Genomic DNA, 19,453 nt, shown 5'->3' on the forward strand with positions numbered 1-19,453 from the left:
GCGTGGCGTGCGCGGGGTGAACTGCTGGAGTCACCACTGGTCGTCGAAGGTGGCTTTCTGGCCGTCGGTCCAGCCGTGGCAGAGTAGTGCCGCGTCGAGTGCCTGGGCGTAGTCCAGCGCGGCGGTTGCGGGGCCCTTCTTGCGTAGCTTGAGCCGGATGCCGGGCGAGACGGCGTGGTTCTCGCCGAGCCAGGCCTGGAATGCCTCGGCGGATGCGAAGGCGACGGTCTCCACGTCCTGGGTCGCCCCGGCAGCGGACCGCACCCGGCCGATGGTCATGAGGCATTCCGGAGGCTTTTGAACAGTGATGCGGCCCGAAGGGTCATCGCTGCGCGCGGCCGTCATGGTGATGGCGGGTGTGGTTGCGATGCCGTGGGGTCATCCGTCGACGTCTGCGCAGATGGCGTAGGCGTCGAAGGCGCTGGCTCCGCTGCCTGTGTTCTTGACGACGACGATCCAGGCCTCGAAGTCCGCTCCTTGGGGGAACGATCTGAACGCCACCACTTCGGGGACGAACCCGAAGAAGCCGCCTCCGATGGCCTTCTTGCCCTCTGGGCAGTCCACGACTTCCTGGGCGACTCCTCCTGCGGCGACGGGAAGGTTGCTTTCGATGACGACTTGATACCCGGCGACCCCGTTCACTCCCGTAGCTCCCGTGGCGCCGGTCGCTCCCGTGGCTCCTGTGGCGCCGGTCGCTCCTGTGGCTCCGGTGAGCCCGGCCGTGCCGTCCTCACCGGCCGCTCCTGTCGGGCCTGTGGCGCCGTCCTCACCGGCCGCTCCTGTCGGGCCTGTGGGGCCCTTTGCTCCTGTCGCGCCGGTGGCGCCCTTGGGTCCCTTGTGGCAGGTGTCTTTGCCGCCGTGGTGGGACTGGTGCTTGCACTTGTCGCCTGCGCCGCCCGTACTGCTCGTTGCGCTGACGTGTTCGCTCATGGCCTGGGCCACGGCCGTGACCGGACTGGCCATTCCCGCGGCCAGGACCAGTGTGAGGGAGGCGATCGTGCCGCTGCCCCTCCACCTGACGCGGCGGGGCAGGGGTCCCAGTCGGGTGTCTGTCCTGTTGTCGGGACTCATGTGGGTGCTCCTTGTCGCGATCGGCTGGGGATGTAACGTCCGAACCCAACGGCGAGCCTGTCCCGTGGGCAGCTGATAGATCGTCACGGCTGGTCGACACGCGGCGATTATCAGTAAGCCGGAGTAATCCGTCAGGGCGCCAGCAGGCCCGGACCGTCGCATTCGCCCACCTGGTGCGCATGGCGCGGCCGCGCCTGCCGGGCGCCGCGTCGCCTGCTTTCACCGTATGCACCACCCGGGGCCGCGCCGCCGAGCAGAGCTCACTGAGCCGCCCGGGATCATGGACCGCCCGTTCGTCTCCGGCGGCCCTCGCCGAAGCGGTGGCCCGCGAGGCGGCCGGGCACATGGACCGGCTGTTGCGGGGGCGGCATAGCCGCTCCTGATCGTCTCCGTTGATGTCGGATGCGGATGTCGAAGGCCCCCGCCAAGACCGGCGGGGGCTTTGTACTGGTGGGTGAATCGTGGATGGTCTCCTGACGTCCCGGGCGACGACCCTGCACAGGGTCAGCTGCTGACTGCCGTTGTCTGGCTGCGTTGCCGTCACTCACTGCCGTCACCGCTCTTGCCGGCCGCGAGCCGGCGAGGAGCATCTTGTGCTGAGCACGGTGCCTTATGGAAGCGCCGCTGCCCCGTGGACGTGGGAAGACTTGGACTGATCCGAGAACCCGTCATGCGGTCATCCCCGTCCACCCTGGGGACATCGCGGCCGCCAAGGGGAGGGGATATGTGCTCCGCGCGCCCGCGGGGATGGTCCCGCGGTGAGGAGCTGGCCGGGGGCATCCGTGAACTGCTCCCAGCATCTGCGGGGATGGTCCCGTGGCGTGCGTCTCCGTGTGTGCGGGCTTGTCCTGGTTCCCGTGCTCGCGGGGGTTGGTTGCCGGGTATGGGGCTGTCGGGGCCGGTCGAGGCCTGTTCCCCGCGGCCTTGGGGGCTGGGGCTGGCCGGTGGCGGGGCCTGTGGGCCCCGGGTGGGGCCCACAGGTGTTCCTGGTTGTCTCATCGATGGGCCTGTTTGACGGTGAGGGGGTTTCAGCCCTCACGGCATCGGGGGCATTTGTTGCCCCCGTTCTCTTCCTCCTCGTCATGGAGAGAGTCCCGGACACGTGCGGTCTGGGTGCTGCCGTCGCCGCGCCGCAGCCATGCCGACAGTCCTTGTGCCGTCAGCCGGATCACGGGGATCCAGGGTGAAGCTGCTGACAGGGCCTCGATGAGCTCGGTGATCGACACTGTATTCAGCCTCTCGTCTTCGCCCCTCCCATCTCTGGGAGAGACAAAGCTGGCGCTCATGGCAGAGCACCACCGCCTGGGGTCGGCGGGAGGGGGGTACTTCACTGGCTGTGAAAGACCAATGTCCCCGTTCTACGGCGTGTCAGACGCCACGCCGGCCGGGCAAGTTCCGGCTCAAGGATCCGCACATGAGATCGAACATGCGGAGCGTCACATCCCGCAGGAATGACGCGAGGGGTGCTGGCCGGCTGCCGTCGGCGCGGGCAAGCCCGCCCGCCTGGACCGTGCCACCTGCGCCAGCGCTCTGGCCCGGGCCGCCATCGCCTTCGGCGCCTGCTGACCTGACAAGAAGCCGTACCTGTGCAGGAGGCGTCAGGCGCGGTGGCTGCGTACGCCCTGATGGTCGTGGGCAGTCCTGTGGTCGGGCTTGTGGTGGAGGCGGTGGGTGCCTCCTGGCCGGTCCTGCGTCAGGGTGCCGGCCCATGCCGTGTGCGGGTGCTGCGCACAGGGTGGCGTGATGACTGGGTGAGGCTGTTGTGCCGTGCAGCAGGGCGGGGCCTGCGCACTGTGGTCTGTGTCTGCACAGGCGCGCACGGGCTGGACGGCGCAGATGGGCTGGGCTGCGCAGCCGGACGTCACCTGCGCAGCGGCGACGTTGTCTGAGCTGGCGTGGTGGGGGCGGTGGTCGGGGGCATGGTCGGCGTGGTGTCTTGTGCGGGGCTGTGACGTCTGCTGGTGCCGGGCTCGTGTTCGTGCGGCCCGGCTGCCGGTCACGGACGGCTTGGAGGGGGTGTCTGCCTCCGTGCATGGGGGTGCCGTGAGGTGCGGAAAGTGATCCGTCTTCGGCCGGGGGGCTGACGGGGCGTCATGGGGGCGGCTGGTGGGCTATTTCGGTGGATGTGGTGCGGCGGTGTTGTGGGCCGCTGGGTGGGGGTGCCGTAGCCGCTTACCGTGCCGTCATGTCGGAAGAGATTGTGATTGCGCTGGTCAGTGGGGTTTGTGCTGGAATTCTGAGCGCTGCGGTGACGGTGTATGTCGAGCGGAATCTGAAGTTGCGCACGGAGTTCCGGGTGGAGGCTGCTCTGGTGCTGCTGCTGAAGCACAGGAAGTACCGCAGGCGCCTATTTTCGAAGATCCAGTTTCATGTGCCGGGGTACGGGGACGAGGAGCTGCGCAGGCTGCTCCTGCGCTGTGGAGCGGTGCGCATCAAGGTTCCGGGAAAGGAGGGGGAGTACTGGGGGCTCATCGAGCGCAACATGGACCGTCTCGACGAGGTACCGGAGGGCGGTGAGCGCACGTAGTCGGTGTCCGGATGCATCAGGCGCCGGATGCTCCGGGCACTTCGCGGTCCTGACAGCCCCCGACCAGCAATCAAGACCTCCCAGTACGGGCCTGCGCTGCTTGAGGAGTTCCGCTCAGCGGGCGGGCCGAGGTTCTCCTGGCTGTGGTGGGAAGGCCGCAAGGGAGTACCGGTGCACCGGTGCGGGAGTGCCGGATGTACATCCCCGCCGCTCGTCCAGCGCGCCACCGGCCGTGCCCGGCGCTTGTGCAGCGACCCCGGCAAACAGGCTGCCTACCGGCACCGCTGCAAAGCGGCGAAGTCGCCGGCCCTCACCGCAGCACAGCACCAGCCCGCATGCGCCGCGAAGACGCGAGGCTACCTGCTGCGCGCCTATGACCAGGTTCCCCAACTGCCCGCCCCCAGGCGCGAGCAGGGCTGGTTCTTCGCCTTCATGCAGCGCCGTCTGCGCCGTCTGACTGAGGCCGCCACTGTCTATGCCGCGACGCCCCTGGGCACCGGCAAGCGGCTGCCCTTCGTCTTCATCAACTACCGTTGCCGTTCCGATCCCGGCTCTTACGGCGCGCTGCACAAGTACCGCACAGCCCGCCAGCCTGAGCCCGTCTACGTCCTCCTCGACGGGGCTCACAGGTTCAGGCCGTTGGAATGCATCTTTGAGCCGCGGATGCTGGGCGCGTGGGTGCTGGGCGTGGCAGACAGGCGGCAGCCCTTGGTCAAGCCGGCGCCCAGCCTTACCAGTCCGCTGGAGGCGCTGGTACCGGAGCGGGGAGCGGTGCCCAGAGTAAGCCTTGCCGAGGCAGGCATCAGGCGTTCGTTGGTTACGCCTTCCGCGTCCGGTCCACCTGCACATCAGAGGTATGCGGGCACCGCGGGGCCGTGCCCAACGCGGCGGCACGTCCCGGCGCAGCGGCGCCGCCGGCGCAAGGCGAGGTGACCGCCCTTTTCCTGTTGTCACTGCGGCGGGGCTGGTTTTCAAGGACTGCTGGCCTTGGGTCTCCTGGCCGGCATGGGCGGGGTGGCTACAGGTCGGTCCATGAACGGGGTTCACCGCCGATGAGGGGTGTCCACACCGGCCCGGATGGCCCGTGTTCCTCGGTGTCTTCGAGGATGGCGGCTGCGAGCGGTACTTCGCGGGCGAGGGCGGCGACGAGGGGGTGGTGGGCGGCCATCGCCTTCAGGTCGCTGATCCGGTTGGTGAGTCGGGTCCGGGAGGCGCCGGTGAGGACGAAGAGGACGCGGGGGAAGAGGGGGTACCAGCGCAGCCAGGCCGGGCCGTTGGAGACGGCTCGGCGGCGGCCGGCGGGCTGCGCTTCATGGTGGAACAGCCTTGCGTAGTCGATGAGTTTCACGGCGAGGCGTTCGCTGCTCATGGTGGTGCGGTCGACTTCGATGAACGCGCGCAGTTTCTGCCGGTGTTCGCTGGTGATGAGGGTGTAGTGCATGACGGCGTCGGCGACGAGCCGCTCGCCCTCGCCGATGGGGTGGGCCACTTCGGGGGTCCAGTCGAAGGGGCCGTGTTCGTGCCCGAGCCGGCGGGCGTCGGCGGCGAAGGATAGGTGGGTGCGGACGACGGTGAGTGTGTGCGGGGTTTTCAGTGACGCGGCGGTGGTCGAGGTGATGGGGTACGGCGGACGCCCCGCAGGAGGGGGAGGTCGCGGGTGAGGCGTGCTCCTTCGGGGGTGAGGTACCAGGCGTGCGTTCGGGACCGGCCGGATTCCGGCAGCGGGGTGAGGCCGACGAGGCCTGTGCAGCGCAGTCTGTTGAGGACGCGGGAGATGAGTTGGCGGGAGTTGTCGGGGCGCAGCATCTGGCGGAGCTGGCCGGTGGTGGCCATGCGGTGCAGGGCGGGTGCGGTGAGGATCTGCAGGCGCAGGGGTTCGGCGGGGCTGGGGGCCGGCTCGGCTGCTGCAGCATCTGGTGGGGGACGGGTCATGGAGGGGAGCCAACCCGCCGTCCCCGACCCGGCCCCCGACCACGCGGCTGTACCGCGGGGCATGAGAACTCGCGATCGGGGCTCGGCAGGAGAAGCTCGCGGCAGTGGTCAGGGTGCTTCTTCACATCCCGGCCTCACTCGGGCCGTGGCCGGGTGAGGCTGAGGCGGTGCCCGGCGAGTGCGGTGAGGATCTGCAGGCGCAGGCGCAGGCGCAGGCGCAGGCGCAGGCGCAGGCGCAGGCGTCCGGCGGGGGTTGGGGGCGGCTTGGTGGGGGGACGTCTGGTGTGGGAGGGGTCATGGGTGGGAGGCAGTCCTCAAACCCTGACCGCCCGCCGTCCGGCCGTGAGGGCCCGGTCGTCGTGACCCCGGCCGGGGTCACGACCCGGGAACGCCCGTATGCCGTGGTCGTGGTCGGGGCGGTGGTTGGGGTTGCGTGGCCCGGCTCTGGGAGGGTGTTCACGGGTGTTGTTCCCGTGCCGTGTGTGGGGGTCTGTCCTGATGTTGCTTGGTCGGGGTCGTGTCTGTCTGCGATCCCTGGTGCTGATCATGAGTGCGGGGTAGTCGTACAACGTGATCAGTTCTTTGGCGCTGGCTGCTCTGGGAGGCTTCATCGCCATCGCAGGTTCGCTCATCGGACATCGATGGCAGGCGCGTGAAGCGCGCCGGGTCAGGTGTGAGGAGTACGAGCGTGAGGATGGTTACCGACTTCATGCCGACAAACGCCAGGCATACATGGCTTTCCACCTTGAGGCGGGCAGAGCCCGGGGCGTCGTGGCGGGTGACTCGACTTCTGCCGCTGAGGACTACCTCGGCAAGGTGCGGGAAGCGCGTGACGAGGTCCACCTGGCCTTCATCCCGCTGCTGCACATTGGGGCTCCCCGGGTCGTCACCGCGGCCGACGACCTGATTGCGGCGATCGAGGACGTCGCGTGGCGTGGCAGGCAGTTCGATAGGCCTCGCTGGACCGACCTCATGCTGACGTTCATCAGCTGCGTGCGGGAAGACCTGCTTGGTCCTGAAGCATCGACGCTTCCACCTGGTGTTGCTTCACTCAGGCATCGGGGCTACCTGTCGACACATGTGGCTGGATCACGTTCGACCCCCGAAGAGTGAGGCGTCAGGCTCATGGTGGCGATTGAGGGGGCAGGGGCCGCCGGGAGCGCAGAGCACGATGATCTCGGCGTGTGAGACGATTCGTTAAGAACGACCACGGGGCCAGCTCGCGACGCATCGACGTGAGACAGTGCTCAAGCTCGAGTGCGTTGTCGTATGGATAGTTGGCGCCTAGGTTTGGAACCTGCCCGTCCTCCTCGATGGGAGTGGCAGCCCAGGCAGCCATTCGATAGCGGCGGCACTCTTGGTGGGTACGTTCAAAAAGGGTGCGGTACGCCTCACCCACTAGGGGTGACTCCAGGTCAAGCACCGCCTGGTGACGGATGAGTCGAGCGAAGACGTCTGCCTGTCGTTGAATAAGGTTGGCTCGCGTCTCCGCGCTGGTGCCTGGCCGATGTCGAATGAGGTAGGGAAGCTCTTGGTACTCGGCAATCGTTTGGAGCGCATCCGCATACATTTTTGCAGCCTGGTCGCGGCGGTGGCTGTGATGCGTTATCAGATACCCGATGAGCGCGGCGATCGCGGCAGCGACACCCGTAGCCAGGGTTGCTATTGAGGCCGTTTCCATGGCTGCATCCCCGACACTGAATGGTACTCCGCTCGTTCCGCTTTCCTGCGAACTTCCTTGATGCCGGAGCCAGTTGAGCCTCTGAGCCGCCACACCGCTCTATGGGTGGGAAGTGAGACCGGTCAGCGGGTGGGTCCTGATTCCGGTGACGGGGTGGTGGGAGTATCCGTTATGGACAGGGTTTGTTGTTGTCCGTTGTCCAGTGCCACGGCCCGCTGGGAGGTCTCTGTAGGCGGTCCCCAACCGGATGCGGCCGATCGGACAGTGAGTTCACACTTCGTCAGTGCCGGATCAGGCCCGTGCGTTTGACGGTCGCCAGCAACGGGGTGGTGTCGATGGCGGTGACAGCTTCCAAGGGGCCGACGGCGTCGGTGAGGAAGGTGTACAGGGCGTCGAGGTTCTCGGCGGCGACGGCGACGACCAGGTTGGCGGGCCCGGTGGTGGCGGCGCAGAACCGGACGTGGGGGTGGGTGCTCAGGGTCTGCGCGGTCTCCTGCAGCGCACCCGGCCGTACCGAGATCCACAGCAGTGCCTCGGTCTTGGCGCCGAGCAGTGCGAGATCGAGCTCGGTGGCCAGGCGCAGCACCTGACCTTTTATGAGGGCTTCGAGCCGTCGGCGGGCGGTGAGGGCGGTGGTGCCGGCGCGGCGGGCCAGGTCCGTGAAGGTGGCCCGGCCGTCCTCGGTCAGCCCGGCGATCAGCGCGGTGTCAACGTCGACAGGCGTGTACGACGGTGCCGAGACCGTCGAGGGCGCGGGGTCGGGGGCGAGTTCGGCCAGTTCTGCGGGTGAGAGGAGGCCGGCCGTCCAGCGGAACGCGGTGGGGAAGACGCGCAGCAGGGTGTGAGAGGTCCAGGTGCCGACGGCGTCGGTGGCGGGCAGGTCGCGCAGCAGCAGGTTGTTGCGGGCTTCCGGACCTTCCAGGAAGAAGATCGTGGAGATCTCGTCGCCGCCGCCGAGGATGTCGACCCAGACGGTGTCGGTGCGGCGGGCCAGCGCCTGGGCGACCTGCCGGATCTTGTTGGGTCTGCAGCGGATGCGCAGGGCGATGGGGATCAGATGCGGGAAGCGTGCCGGGTTACGTACGACGGTGGCGCGCAGGGTGCCGTCGGCGTACAGCAGGGCGACCCGGCGTACGACAGTGCGCTCGGACAGCCCCAGGCAGCGGGCCACCTCCCGCCAGGAGGCACGCGGCGAGGCGACCAGAGCGGCCGCGATCCGCCGGTCGGTTCCATCGAGCACCTGTCGCATGATCCGCATGATAGGCCCCAGTGCTGGCGTACTTTCTGCGCAGGAGCCGTCAGCTTGGCGGTGAAGTCCCGCATCGCTCCTACAAAGGTCTCGTCGCCGAACGGCTGGTTCGGGATCCGGCACCTGCGAGATGAGGGAGAAGACGATGACTGATCACGGAGCCGACCTGCTGATCCGCGCCAGGGCGGTGCACACCCTGGTGTCCGGTCAGGCGGTGCAGAGGGCAGTGGCCGTGCGCGGCGACCGCATCGCCGCCGTGTCCGCCGACCGCCACGGCCTCGATCACCTGGTGAGCGCGGACACGCAGGTTCATGACCTGCCCGGTGCCACCGTGCTGCCGGCCTTCGACGACACCCACACCCATCTGATCTTCGCGGCGCTCGGTGCCCACGACGTGCCCGTCCACCGGGCCCGCAACATCCCCGAGTTCCTGGAGCTGATCCGGCAGCGGGCCGCCGTCACCCCCGAGGGCGAGTGGATCCGCACCACCACCAACTGGCAGGAACTCAACCTGGCCGAGCGCCGCATGCCCACCGCGGCCGAACTCGACACGGCCACCGACCGGCACCCGGTCCTCGTCAAGCGAGGCGGCCACAACGACGTCGTCAACACTTACACGCTGCGGCTGGCGGGCATCACCGAGGACACCCCCGTACCACCGGGCGGCACCATCGGCCGCGACGCCGACGGCAAGCTCGACGGCCGGCTGATCGACAACGCCCTGCACCTGGTGGAGCACCTGGTCCCGGCCCCGGACCGGGCCGAGCGCATCGACGGACTGCGCCTGGCCACCCGCGACTACGCCGCCACAGGCATCGGGACCATACGCGACTGCGCGGTCACCCCCGAGGACTACGCGGTGCTGCTGGCCGCCCGCGAGGCGGGGGTGCTCAGCACCCGGGTGCGGGCGCTGATCTCGGCCCTCGGACTGACCAGCGCCGCGCAGGTGGAGGACCTGCTCGACGTCATGGAGGAGTGGCGGGACAACGGCGACCCGTGGCTGTCGGTGTGGGGGGCGAAGTTCGGCCTCGACGGCGGCCTGGAGGCCGGGGCCACCGAGGAACCGTACGCCTGCGACCACTCCTTCTCCGGCATGCTGACCTGGGATCCGGACGCGCTGGTCGAGGCCGTCGAGGCCGTGGTCCGGCGCGGCTGGAGGGTCGGCACCCACGCCTACGGCGACCGCGCGGTGCGCACCCTGCTGGACGTCTACGAGCGCGTCCTTGAGCGTAATCCCGGGCTGGCCGCCGGCACGCTGGTGATGGAGCACGGCGGCCTGGCCGGTCCCGAACAGCAGGCCCGCGCCGTCGCGTTGGGCATCCCCGTCACCATCCAGCAGCCGCTGCTGCACGACACCGCCGAGGTCGAGGAGGGCTTCTGGGGCCCGGAACGGGTCGCCCGGCTGTTCCCGGCCCGCGGCTGGATCGACCTGGGCGCCCAGGTCAGCGCCGGATCCGACTTCCCCGTCGGCCAGTTCGGCGCGATGCGCTCCATCTGGGGCATGACCACCCGGCAGACCGTCATCGGCATCAAGGGCCCTGAGCACGCCATCACCTACGACGAGGCCCTCGCCCTGCACACCGCGGGCGCCGCTCGCCTGACCGGCGAAGCGCACCTGCGCGGCACCCTCACCCCCGGCCGCCTCGCCGACCTCACCGTCTGGGACCAGGACCCCGCCCACTGTGCCGGCGAGGCTCTGCGTGACCTCAGCCCCAGCCACACCTTCGTCGGCGGCCTCCTGGTCACCCCGACCGGCAGCCGGTAATCAGTCCACTCAGCCGGGACTGGCTCTGTCCCGGTGGCGCGAGCGGCCGTTGAGATGGACCTCATGACGGCCGCTCCCGAAAGGTGTCGATGACCATGCCGCGTACCCGAGAGTTCGTGCAGGTCGACGTGTTCGCCACGAGCCCCTACTCCGGCAATCCGGTCGCGGTCGTCCTGGACGGGACGGACCTGACCGATGAGGAGATGCAGCAACTGGCCCGCTGGACGAATCTGTCCGAGACCACGTTCGTCCTGCCGCCCACCGTCCGGGAGGCGGACTACCGGCTGCGGATCTTCACCCCGGGAGGCGAGCTGCCGTTCGCCGGGCACCCCACCCTCGGCTCCGCGCGTGCCTGGCTGGAGGGCGGCGGCACCCCGCAGCACGCTGACCGGATCGTGCAGGAGTGCGCGGCCGGCCTGGTCACCGTGCGCCGCGGCAAAGACACCTTGTCCTTTGCCGCCCCGCCCCGCATCCGTACCGGCGTACTCGACGAGGACTATCTGAAGCAGGTCGTGGCCGCGTTCGGCATCACGCGGGAGCGGGTCGTGGCTCATCAGTGGGTCGACAACGGGCCCGGCTGGGCCGTGCTCCAGCTGGCCACCGCCGAGGAGGTCCTCGCCCTCGAACCCGATCTGACCCTGATCCCGGACGCGATGGTCGGCGCGATCGGCGCCTGTGCCGAGGGATCCGGGTACGCCTTCGAGCTGCGTACGTTCGCTCCGGGCGCTGGCGTGCCCGAGGACCCCGCGTGCGGCAGCATGAACGCCGCCGTCGGCCAGTGGCTCACCTCCACCGGCGCCGCCCCCTCCGCCTACCGGGTCTCCCAGGGCGCGAGGGTGGGACGGGCCGCGAGGATCGAAGTCACCGCCGATCCGGACGGCACGGTCTGGGTCAGCGGCGCCGCCGTCATCTGCATCCGCGGCACCATCACCCTCTGACCGCCACACCTCATGGGCGATCAGGGGACAACGTCTTCATGGTGACGTAGCTGGTCACCGTGGCCACGCCGGGCAGGGCGGCCAGCTGGTTGGCGTGGAAGTCCTCGTAGGCCGGCAGGTCGGCGACCTCGACCTGGAGCAGGTAGTCGAAGTTGCCCGTGATGTGGTGGCAGGCGACCACCTCGGGCAGCTGGGTGATCCCACGCTCGAACGCGACCACGTCCGCCCTGGTGTGCCGCATCAAACGCACCCCGGCGAACACCCGCAGACTGCGGCCCACCGCCGCGGGGTCGATCAGCGCTCGGTAGCCGCGGATGACCCCGGCGTCCTCCAGCTGGCGCACGCGCCGCAGGCAGGGTGACGGCGACAGCCCGACCCGGGCGGCCAGCTCGTTGTTACTGATCCGGCCGTTCTGTTCAAGCACGGCGAGAATCGCCCGGTCCACCTCATCCATGGCGGCAGATTATTGCGCCGCACAATCGAGTACCACAATCATGCGCCCTCAGTAAGCGCAATTTGCTGCCAAAGTTGCCATGATCGGCTCACATTCGGCTGATGGTCGGCCACGCTTCATGGCGTCGCAACCGACGTCCATTGAGGGGCAGGCCATGCCAGGCAAGAGCACCATCACCGTCCACGCCGATCGCGGGATCCATCCCACTCGCGCGGTGGCTCCGCCCATCTACCAGACGGCGACGTTCTGGGCCGAGGACGGCGAGACGTTCGCACGCGGCGCCGTCGAACCGCGCGGCAAGGACTTCTACACCCGCTTCGGCAACCCCAACCACGCCCAGGTGGCGGCCGTCGTCGCGGAGCTGGAGGGCACCGAGGCGGCCATGGTCACCGCGTCCGGGATGGCCTCGCTCACCACCGCCGTCCTCGCCCTGGTCTCCGCCGGCGACCACGTCATCGGGCAGAAGTCCACCTACGGCGGCACCGGCTCGGTCCTGATGAACCTGCTCCCGCGCCTTGGCGTGTCCACCACCCAGGTCGACCAGACCGACCCGGAAGCGTTCGCCAAGGCCCTGACCCCCCAGACCCGCCTGATCCTGGTCGAGACGCCGAGCAACCCGCTGCTGCAGATCACCGACCTGCGCGCCGTCGCGGACCTGGCCCGGGCGAACAACGTGCTGACCATGGCGGACAACACCTTCGCCACCCCGCTCAATCAGCGGCCCGCGGACCTCGGCATCGACCTGGTCTGGCACAGCGCGACCAAGTACCTCAACGGCCACTCCGACGTCTCCGCCGGAGTGATCGCCGGACCCGCCGAACTCCTGAACCGCATCTGGGACGTCGGCCTGCTCACCGGCGCGACCCTCGGCCCCATCGACGCCTGGCTGCTCCTGCGCGGCATCCGCACCCTGCCCCTGCGCGTGCCCCGGCACAACGCCAACGGCCTGGCCCTCGCCGAAGCCCTCAGCGAGCATCCGGCCGTGGCCCGGGTGCACTACCCCGGCCTGCCGACCCACCCGCAGCACAAGCTGGCCGCCGACCAGATGAGCGGCTTCGGCGGCGTGCTCGGCATCGAATTCACCGGCGGCTTCGAGACTGCCGACGCCTTCCTCGGCAAACTGCGCTACTCCCTGCGCTCGGCCAGCCTCGGCGGCGTGGAATCCCTGGCCGTGCACCCGGCGTCCATGTGGCGCGGCATGCTCAGCGAGGACCAGATCGCCGAGGCCGTTCCGCTCGGTCTGGTCCGGCTGGCCGCAGGCACCGAGGACACCGCCGACCTGGTGGCCGACGCGCTCGCCGCCGCCGACGCCGTCCACACCACGACGGAAAGCGCCTGAACCACCACCAGTGCGTCGACCGCGTGCCTCGGCGACGCCACCTGCCCGTGCCTCCACTCGTGACCGGTGCGGGTCCGGCCGCAACCGGCCCTTGAGAGTCCAGCAGCTCAACGAAGAGGTGCATGTCCATGTCCCACCTGCAAAACCGCGGCCTCGCCGACGCTGCGTTCGCCCACGAATCCGAGGGTGACGCACCCGGCGGCGGTGCCCCGCTCGCGCGCGGGCTCAAGCAGCGTCACCTGTCGATGATCGCCCTCGGCGGGGTCATCGGCGCGGGCCTGTTCGTCGGCTCCGGCGCCGGCGTCGCGGCGGCCGGACCGTCGATCGTCCTCGCCTATGCACTGTCCGGCGTGCTCGTCATGCTGGTGATGCGCATGCTCGGCGAGATGTCGGCTGCCAACCCGGCCTCCGGGTCCTTCTCGGTGCACGCCGAACGGGCGATCGGGCCGTGGGCGGGCTTCACGGCCGGTTGGATGTTCTGGACGCTGCTGTGCGTGGGCGTCGGCGCCGAGGCGATCGGCGCCGCGGGCATCATGACCGGCTGGTTCCCGGGCACCCCGTCCTGGATGTGGGTCCTGCTGTTCATGACCACGTTCTGCGGCACGAACCTCGCGGCGGTCCGCAACTTCGGTGAGTTCGAGTTCTGGTTCGCGGCACTGAAGGTCGGCGCGATCTCCCTCTTCCTGGTCCTGGGCGGCCTTGCGATCTTCGGCATCCTGCCCGGCACGCACGCCCCGGGCACAGCAAACCTCACCGGGGACGGCGGCTTCCTGCCCCACGGTACGAACGGCCTGGTCATCGGCCTGCTCACCTCGGTCTTCGCCTACGGCGGCCTGGAGACGGTCACCATCGCCGCCGCCGAGTCCGAAAACCCCGTCCGCGGCGTCGCCAGAGCCGTGCGCACTGCGATGTGGCGGATCGGCGTCTTCTACGTCGGGTCCATGCTGGTCATCGTCACGCTGATCCCCTGGAACGACCCCACCGTCACCACCAGCGGCCCGTACGTGGCGGTCCTCGACCACCTCGACATCCCCGCCGCCGGCCAGCTCATGAACGTCATCGTGCTCATCGCCCTGCTGTCCGCGATGAACGCCAACATCTACGGCTCCTCCCGCATGGCCTACTCCCTGATCGCCCGCGGACAGGGCCCGAAAGCCCTCGGCACAGTCACCAGCGGAGTTCCACGACGCGCGGTGATCGCCTCCTCTGCCTTCGGCTTCATCGCGGTCCTGCTCAGCTACTGGTGGCCGGAGACCGTCTTCACCTGGCTCCTCAACATGGTCGGCGCGGCCGTGCTGGTGGTGTGGGGCTTCATCGCCGCCGCCCAGCTGCGGATGCGCCGGAAGCTGGAGCGGGAGGCGCCCGAGAAGCTGGTCGTGAAGATGTGGGCCTTCCCCGCCCTGACCTGGGCGGCGCTCGCGGGAGTGCTGGCGATCCTGGCCCTCATGGCCCGCGAGGGCGACACCCGCGTGCAGCTGTACTTCACCGGCGGCCTGGCCCTGGCCCTCTCCCTCATCGGCTACCTGCGCCAGAAAGCCCAGACCGCCCGTGCCTGACCGGCGCCCAGCCGCGCGGCACCGCTACGGCCGCCACACCACGATCTCGCCCCATCCGAAGAAGTCCGTGAAGGAGTGCATCCGATGAAAACCCTGCTCAGTGGCGGCACCGTGGTCAGCATGGACTCGGCTGTCGGCGATCTCGCCCGCGGTGACGTGCTCATCGAGGACGGCGTGATCGTCGAGGTCGCCGAACGCATCGACGCGCCGGACGCCGAGGTGATCGACGCGACCGACCGGATCGTCATGCCCGGCTTCGTCGACAACCACCGCCACACCTGGCAGACCGCGTTCCGAGGCGTCGGCGCGGACTGGACGTTCGCCGAGTGGGCGGTGGCCATGCACGGCACGGTCAAACCCCACTACCGGCCCGAGGACGTCTACGCGGGCACCCTCCTCGGCCGCCTGGAGGCCCTCCACTCCGGCGTGACCACCATGCTGGACTGGTACCACGTCGCGCAGACCCCCGAGCACGAGGACGCCGCCGTCGCCGCGCTGCGCGACGCGCCGGGACGGTCGATCTTCTGCCTCGGCGCCGGCTGGGGCACCACCGACCCCGTCGACGCCGCCATTCGCCGCGTCCGCTCCCAACTCGGCGACGACGGCCCGGTCTCCATGGCCTTGGGACTCCGGGGCCCCGAGGCCACCGGCATGGACACCGTCGCCCACGAGCTGAAGCTGGCGGACGAACTCGGCCTGCGCACCAGCCTGCATGTGGACATCGTGAGCGGGGCTGTCGCCGATCTGCGTGAGCACGGCCTCCTGCGGGACACCACCACCTTCGTGCACGGCAACGGGCTCAGCGACGAGGAACTGCGGATGCTCGCCGACGCGGGGAGCTCGCTGTCGATCAGCCCGGACGTCGAGCTGAAGATGGGCTTCGGCAACCCGATGACCGGCCGGGCGCTGGCCGCCGGACTGCGCCCGACCCTGTCCGTCGACGACGTCCCCTCCGCCGGTGGCGACATGTTCTCCACCATGCGTACCGCCTTCGCCGTCCAGCGCGGTCTGGACGGCGGCCTGCGCTCCCGCGACCTGCTTGCCTTCACCACCATCGACGCCGCCGCCTCGTGCGGACTCGGCGCCCGAACGGGCAGCATCACGCCCGGCAAGGACGCCGACATAATTCTGCTGCGCGCCGACGACCTGACCGTCTTCCCGGTCACCGACCGGGCCGCCACCGTCGTCAGCGCCGGCCACCCGGGCCTGGTGGACACCGTCCTCGTCGGCGGCCGGGTGGTCAAACGCGACGGTGTACTGGTGGACATGGACCTGGCGGCCCTGAGGACCCGGCTGCTCGCGTCTCGTGACCGGATCGCGGCCGCCGCCGGCATCCCGCTCGACGGCACCTGGCGCCCGCAGCCGACAGCCGAATAGGCGCACTCGATGTTCGAAGACCTCTGCGTCTCGCTTGCCTCCACACCCGTGGGGCCACCTGCGCGGACGCGGCGCGCACCAGTGCGCTCCTCCTGACGGGGCGCACTGGTGCCGAGGACTCAGTTGCCGAACGGCGGCACGTCTCCCGGTGTGAGGTCTTCTCGAAGCCGCAAAAAGCGCACCGGGTGACGGTAACGGCCCGCGTCGACGGCGGTATCGGCCTGGAACTCGGCCACCAGATCGGGACGCACCGGGTGATACTCCAGCTCGCCGCTGGTGCCCCAGCCGACACTGAAGTGGCGTCCCTGCCAGGGGTGATCAGAGTCAGCCCGGTGCAGCCGCAGTGCGAGGTCGCGGCGTGTAGCAGTGGAAAGGGGCGTGCTGCGCGCGATCAGCCGCAGGTACCCGAGGGCGTCGTAGCGGGCCAGCAACAGCGTGGCCGGCGAAGCCAGGGCGCCGGTGACACCGCCGATCAGCCCTTCGGCAGTCCTATGGGAGCGGACCTTGATCCAGGCACGCTTGCCTGGCAGGTACGGCTGCCCGCCGCCCTTGATCACGACGCCCTCGATGCCGACCATGCCCCAGGCCGGGTCCAGCCAATCCAGCGCGACCTGCCGGTCGCTGGTGGCGGGGCACAGCGTGAACGGAGCGGCGAGCACGTCGCGGGCAAAGAGGTCCTTTAGGATCGCGCGCCGCTCACGGTACGGCCGGGCGAGCAACTCGGTGCCCCCGGCCTCCAGGACGTCGAAAACAATCAGATAGGCGGGCCGTTCGGCCGCCGCCAGGGCGGCGCTGCGGCACCGGTGGCACGCACGGCGCTGCAGCTCGCCGAAGTGCAGCCGCCCCTCGTACGGCACCACGAGCTCGCCGTCTAAAACGAGCGCCTCACCCAGGCCGGTGGCTGCGCCAGCGATGTCAGGGAAGGCACTGGTGAGGTCCGCGCCCTGGCGGGACTGGAGCATGACGAGTCCGGGGCGCGCGAAGAGGATGGCTCTGAAGCCGTCCAGCTTGAATTATGCGGTTGTGAACATGTCCATCGATAGAGTCCGATGCCATGTCGATCTCGGGATGGCGGGTGTTCTTCACCCGGCGGGACCTGCCGAGGTTCGGACGGTCATGGACGCCGTGCTTGCCGACGCGGCCCGCACCGGCCACACGCCCACAGTCACCGAGGTCGAACGCCGCCTGGGCACCGACACGCAACGTTCTACCGGCACTACCGATCCCTGATCACGGACCACTTCCGGCCCCGCGCCGCACGGCCGCAGGACGAGCCCGCCGCCGGCTCCCCCGACGACGCGGAGGAGCCAGTGCGCCAGGCCCTGCACCGGGTCCGACAAGAGAACACCGAACTCCGCAAGCTCGTGCAGATCTACGCCGAGAACGTCCGCCAGCTCACCGTTCGGAACGAAGAGCTCGAACGGGAGTTGCAGGTGAGCATCGGGGTCCGGCGACTTCGCCCGAAGGGCTAGTACGGCGCGGCGTCGCTGATCGCGTCCGCCAGATCAGTCAGCCGCCCGGCAAGCTTCGGGAAACGGTCCTGTCGCTTCACCCAGGCTCCAGCGCTGCCGATCTTCTGGATCTTGAGGGCTTCGAGCACCTTCTTCTTGCTCGCCGGGCTCTCGTGAGCCGCGAAGTTCCGCAGGGCCACGAGCTGGTCAAGCGCATCCCTGAACTTCGTGTCCTTTACCGCCACGGTCAGGTAGTGGTCGGGCGGCATGAACTGCTTGAGGACCTTGATCAGGCCGTCGCGCCCCTTGAAGTCGAAGTACCCGCCGCCCGTCACGAGGTACTCGCACACCTCGTCGGTGAGGTGCTTGGGGAAGTTGATCCCGGTCTGTGCGGAGATCGTCCCGGTGTCGTTGTTCACCGCGCAGACGATGCACTCAAGCATCAGGTGCTCGAAGGCGACGGCGGTCTTGACCAACGCAAGCTCGTACGTCCAGGTCATCGCCTGGTCCGTGAGCTTCGCGTCCTCGGCCTCCCGGGTGAACTCAAGGATGCGGTCGATCTCGTTCTTGAAGGCGTTGGCAGCGTATTTTGCGCTCTTCTTTCGGCTCACGAGTGAACACTAGGCCGGAGTACCGGGGCGCATGCACCGGGTTCCGACCCAGCGGATGCGCGAGTCCCTGGCCGGCGGGAACGGCGCCCCGGGGCACCAACTCCGCTACTGCTCAACCTAGATGGCGCTGGTCCCTGTAGTGGAACGCATCCTCGCTGGCCCACTTCCACCAGCCTTCCCACACCTCGGGGGCTGGATCCACCGACGAAGCGGGAAACGCTAGAGCGTCGAGGCCGGTACTGCCCGCGAAGAGCCGCCCGTCGGGACCTGCGGAGACGCGGCGGTGTGCCCCGTCGGCCGTGGCGACGATGTACGGGAAGCCGTTGCGGACGTCGCGCGCCACCTGGACAGCCGACTCCGTGAACGCCCATTGACCGCGGGAGCCGTTGTCGGTGTACCCGCAGTACACCGTGGAGTCCCCGGACGGGAAGCTGTACTGAATCGTCCGCCGAATGCCAGCCGGAGACTTCGCCTCGGCCCTCCGTCGCACCTCAAGGTGGATCTCGGCCCGACCGGGCTGATCCGGGTGACGCCTCTCGTAGCCCACCGGGCCGGGGTACGGCTTCAGGGGGAAGAACTCCAGCTCGCCAGTCTTCGGGTCCCTGCTCGCAAGGGTCGGGTCGCACCGGTTGAGGAAGGCGAAGGCGTCGAGCAACGTCTCGATCACGAGCCGGCCACCGACCGCCTCCCGATACGCCTCCTCGTTCCCACTGCTCGCACGAACGGCCTCGGGCAGCTCGTCATACAACTTCCAGAAAGGGAAGACGCGGTATCCGGCGGTTCCCCCGAACACCTCCTCGGGTGATACCTCGACAACTCCAGCAGCATGGGTATCGGCGTTCCGCAGGAGGGTGAGTCCCCGGACCGCACGCCCTTGAACGTCTGCGTTTCGCGTGGCCTCGTACCGCCGCCAACCCTCAGCGCGATTGTCGTGGCCTTGGCTGCGCTGGATCACCTCAAGGTCGAGGGTGCGAATGGCCGCCAGCGCCGAGCCGATCTCCATCTCGATGGGTTCGGTGTCCACCTCCATGCCGTGGTCGCGGCACAAGGTTGTTGAGGTCGTGGCACTGGCCTCCCAGATGCGCGAGATGTCGAGCGCCAGCGTGCGCATCTTCAAGCGCCCCTTTGCGTGCCGACCCGGATCAGTCACGGGGAACATCGCGGTGGGCTCCGAACTCATGGGGCTCTCCCAAGGGACTCCGCCGCTAGGCGAAGACTCCAGGATAGAAGGCAGATCCCTTGCCTTGAAACGGGTTTACCGGGGGTGCTGGTGTCCCGGGGTTGTTGTCTCACCCCAGCCGTTACACGACGCCCGGCACCCTGGCGGACAAACGGACAGATCTAACGTCCCCTCATAATTTCTGTTCCGCGACCCAGTCCCGCGGCAGTGCCTCGTCCGGGGGCAGCTGCCGCCGCGCTTCGGCAAGCATCGGCGTGATCGGGGGTGTCAGGGCCACACCGTCACATCTACGCGGTGACGCCGGTCCTCGCGCGCTGGGCGG

At 69.1% G+C, this 19,453-nt stretch carries 19 protein-coding genes and 1 pseudogene; 12 read left to right on the forward strand and 8 right to left on the reverse strand.

Going from position 1 to position 19,453, the window contains the following annotated elements:
• Nucleotides 1-30: 30 nt before the first annotated feature.
• Entirely contained in the window at nt 31-279 is a 249-nt protein-coding gene (locus STRCI_RS43670; protein WP_418953444.1) for a YdeI/OmpD-associated family protein, read from the reverse strand.
• A gap of 99 nt (nt 280-378) precedes the next feature.
• Entirely contained in the window at nt 379-1,071 is a 693-nt protein-coding gene (locus STRCI_RS42695; RefSeq protein WP_269664366.1) for a collagen-like triple helix repeat-containing protein, read from the reverse strand.
• A 179-nt stretch (nt 1,072-1,250) separates the two neighbouring features.
• Between STRCI_RS42695 and STRCI_RS42700 the strand changes: the two genes are divergently transcribed.
• The 3 genes from STRCI_RS42700 to STRCI_RS42710 all read left to right on the forward strand — a co-directional run bounded on the left by STRCI_RS42700 (nt 1,251) and on the right by STRCI_RS42710 (nt 4,531).
• Nucleotides 1,251-1,454 (forward strand): hypothetical protein, encoded by a 204-nt coding sequence (locus STRCI_RS42700; protein ID WP_269664367.1) that lies wholly within the window; start codon nt 1,251-1,253, stop codon nt 1,452-1,454.
• A gap of 1,802 nt (nt 1,455-3,256) precedes the next feature.
• Nucleotides 3,257-3,598 carry a hypothetical protein gene (locus tag STRCI_RS42705; RefSeq protein ID WP_269664368.1) on the forward strand — a complete coding sequence of 114 codons (342 nt, stop codon included), beginning with the start codon at nt 3,257-3,259 and terminating at the stop codon, nt 3,596-3,598.
• 243 nt (nt 3,599-3,841) lie between these two features.
• On the forward strand, nt 3,842-4,531 hold the full coding sequence (locus STRCI_RS42710; RefSeq protein WP_269664369.1) for a hypothetical protein: 690 nt from the start codon (nt 3,842-3,844) through the stop codon (nt 4,529-4,531).
• An 85-nt stretch (nt 4,532-4,616) separates the two neighbouring features.
• Here the strand turns inward: STRCI_RS42710 and STRCI_RS42715 are convergent.
• Nucleotides 4,617-5,530: pseudogene (locus STRCI_RS42715) on the reverse strand (replication-relaxation family protein).
• A gap of 570 nt (nt 5,531-6,100) precedes the next feature.
• Between STRCI_RS42715 and STRCI_RS42720 the strand changes: the two are divergent.
• On the forward strand, nt 6,101-6,643 hold the full coding sequence (locus STRCI_RS42720; protein WP_269664370.1) for a hypothetical protein: 543 nt from the start codon (nt 6,101-6,103) through the stop codon (nt 6,641-6,643).
• Nucleotides 6,644-6,959: 316 nt separating this feature from the next.
• Nucleotides 6,960-7,199, forward strand: coding sequence for a hypothetical protein (locus STRCI_RS42725; protein ID WP_269664371.1), 240 nt, complete (start codon nt 6,960-6,962; stop codon nt 7,197-7,199).
• Between the two features lie 292 nt (nt 7,200-7,491).
• Here the strand turns inward: STRCI_RS42725 and STRCI_RS42730 are convergent, their stop codons facing one another.
• The gene (locus STRCI_RS42730) at nt 7,492-8,460 is read right to left on the reverse strand and encodes an Lrp/AsnC family transcriptional regulator (RefSeq protein WP_272591604.1); all 969 of its coding nucleotides are present in this window, start codon (nt 8,458-8,460) and stop codon (nt 7,492-7,494) included.
• 145 nt (nt 8,461-8,605) lie between these two features.
• On the opposite strand from STRCI_RS42730, the gene STRCI_RS42735 reads away from it, so the two are divergent.
• Both STRCI_RS42735 and STRCI_RS42740 read left to right on the forward strand, forming a co-directional pair.
• On the forward strand, nt 8,606-10,225 hold the full coding sequence (locus tag STRCI_RS42735; RefSeq protein ID WP_269664373.1) for an amidohydrolase: 1,620 nt from the start codon (nt 8,606-8,608) through the stop codon (nt 10,223-10,225).
• 95 nt (nt 10,226-10,320) lie between these two features.
• On the forward strand, nt 10,321-11,163 hold the full coding sequence (locus STRCI_RS42740; RefSeq protein ID WP_269664374.1) for a PhzF family phenazine biosynthesis protein: 843 nt from the start codon (nt 10,321-10,323) through the stop codon (nt 11,161-11,163).
• Between the two features lie 10 nt (nt 11,164-11,173).
• Here STRCI_RS42740 and STRCI_RS42745 read toward each other — a convergent pair whose 3' ends face one another.
• The gene (locus tag STRCI_RS42745) at nt 11,174-11,617 is read right to left on the reverse strand and encodes an Lrp/AsnC family transcriptional regulator (RefSeq protein ID WP_269664375.1); all 444 of its coding nucleotides are present in this window, start codon (nt 11,615-11,617) and stop codon (nt 11,174-11,176) included.
• 154 nt (nt 11,618-11,771) lie between these two features.
• On the opposite strand from STRCI_RS42745, the gene STRCI_RS42750 reads away from it, so the two are divergent.
• The 3 genes from STRCI_RS42750 (at nt 11,772) to STRCI_RS42760 (ending at nt 15,889) form a co-directional block, all read left to right on the forward strand.
• Nucleotides 11,772-12,956 (forward strand): trans-sulfuration enzyme family protein, encoded by a 1,185-nt coding sequence (locus STRCI_RS42750; RefSeq protein ID WP_269664376.1) that lies wholly within the window; start codon nt 11,772-11,774, stop codon nt 12,954-12,956.
• A 128-nt stretch (nt 12,957-13,084) separates the two neighbouring features.
• The gene (locus STRCI_RS42755) at nt 13,085-14,512 is read left to right on the forward strand and encodes an amino acid permease (protein WP_418953446.1); all 1,428 of its coding nucleotides are present in this window, start codon (nt 13,085-13,087) and stop codon (nt 14,510-14,512) included.
• A gap of 84 nt (nt 14,513-14,596) precedes the next feature.
• Complete coding sequence (locus STRCI_RS42760; RefSeq protein ID WP_269664377.1) at nt 14,597-15,889, forward strand: amidohydrolase family protein; 1,293 nt, start codon at nt 14,597-14,599, stop codon at nt 15,887-15,889.
• A gap of 119 nt (nt 15,890-16,008) precedes the next feature.
• Here the strand turns inward: STRCI_RS42760 and STRCI_RS42765 are convergent, their stop codons facing one another.
• Nucleotides 16,009-16,896: an ATP-dependent DNA ligase gene (locus tag STRCI_RS42765; RefSeq protein WP_269664798.1), complete on the reverse strand. Its 888-nt coding sequence runs from the start codon at nt 16,894-16,896 to the stop codon at nt 16,009-16,011.
• Nucleotides 16,897-16,912: 16 nt separating this feature from the next.
• On the opposite strand from STRCI_RS42765, the gene STRCI_RS42770 reads away from it, so the two are divergent.
• Together STRCI_RS42770 and STRCI_RS42775 are read left to right on the forward strand one after the other, a co-directional pair.
• Entirely contained in the window at nt 16,913-17,119 is a 207-nt protein-coding gene (locus STRCI_RS42770) for a hypothetical protein (RefSeq protein WP_269664378.1), read from the forward strand.
• A gap of 80 nt (nt 17,120-17,199) precedes the next feature.
• Nucleotides 17,200-17,361, forward strand: a complete 162-nt coding sequence (locus STRCI_RS42775; protein WP_269664379.1) for a hypothetical protein — start codon at nt 17,200-17,202, stop codon at nt 17,359-17,361.
• Here STRCI_RS42775 and STRCI_RS42780 read toward each other — a convergent pair.
• Both STRCI_RS42780 and STRCI_RS42785 read right to left on the reverse strand, forming a co-directional pair.
• Complete coding sequence (locus STRCI_RS42780) at nt 17,358-17,951, reverse strand: hypothetical protein (protein WP_269664380.1); 594 nt, start codon at nt 17,949-17,951, stop codon at nt 17,358-17,360. The two genes, STRCI_RS42775 and STRCI_RS42780, sit on opposite strands and share 4 nt — an antisense overlap.
• 112 nt (nt 17,952-18,063) lie before the next feature.
• Nucleotides 18,064-19,131, reverse strand: a complete 1,068-nt coding sequence (locus STRCI_RS42785) for a hypothetical protein (protein WP_269664381.1) — start codon at nt 19,129-19,131, stop codon at nt 18,064-18,066.
• Nucleotides 19,132-19,453: the final 322 nt, after the last annotated feature.

The organism is Streptomyces cinnabarinus (assembly GCF_027270315.1).
GTDB classification, from domain to species: domain Bacteria; phylum Actinomycetota; class Actinomycetes; order Streptomycetales; family Streptomycetaceae; genus Streptomyces; species Streptomyces cinnabarinus.

Coding starts and splice junctions, on each gene's coding strand:
- STRCI_RS43670 (WP_418953444.1), bottom strand. CDS start 279: ATGACCATCGGCCGGGTGCGGTCCGCTGCCGGGGCGACCCAGGACGTG.
- STRCI_RS42695 (WP_269664366.1), bottom strand. CDS start 1,071: ATGAGTCCCGACAACAGGACAGACACCCGACTGGGACCCCTGCCCCGC.
- STRCI_RS42700 (WP_269664367.1), top strand. CDS start 1,251: ATGGCGCGGCCGCGCCTGCCGGGCGCCGCGTCGCCTGCTTTCACCGTA.
- STRCI_RS42705 (WP_269664368.1), top strand. CDS start 3,257: ATGTCGGAAGAGATTGTGATTGCGCTGGTCAGTGGGGTTTGTGCTGGA.
- STRCI_RS42730 (WP_272591604.1), bottom strand. CDS start 8,460: ATGCGACAGGTGCTCGATGGAACCGACCGGCGGATCGCGGCCGCTCTG.
- STRCI_RS42735 (WP_269664373.1), top strand. CDS start 8,606: ATGACTGATCACGGAGCCGACCTGCTGATCCGCGCCAGGGCGGTGCAC.
- STRCI_RS42740 (WP_269664374.1), top strand. CDS start 10,321: ATGCCGCGTACCCGAGAGTTCGTGCAGGTCGACGTGTTCGCCACGAGC.
- STRCI_RS42745 (WP_269664375.1), bottom strand. CDS start 11,617: ATGGATGAGGTGGACCGGGCGATTCTCGCCGTGCTTGAACAGAACGGC.
- STRCI_RS42750 (WP_269664376.1), top strand. CDS start 11,772: ATGCCAGGCAAGAGCACCATCACCGTCCACGCCGATCGCGGGATCCAT.
- STRCI_RS42755 (WP_418953446.1), top strand. CDS start 13,085: ATGTCCCACCTGCAAAACCGCGGCCTCGCCGACGCTGCGTTCGCCCAC.
- STRCI_RS42760 (WP_269664377.1), top strand. CDS start 14,597: ATGAAAACCCTGCTCAGTGGCGGCACCGTGGTCAGCATGGACTCGGCT.
- STRCI_RS42785 (WP_269664381.1), bottom strand. CDS start 19,131: ATGAGTTCGGAGCCCACCGCGATGTTCCCCGTGACTGATCCGGGTCGG.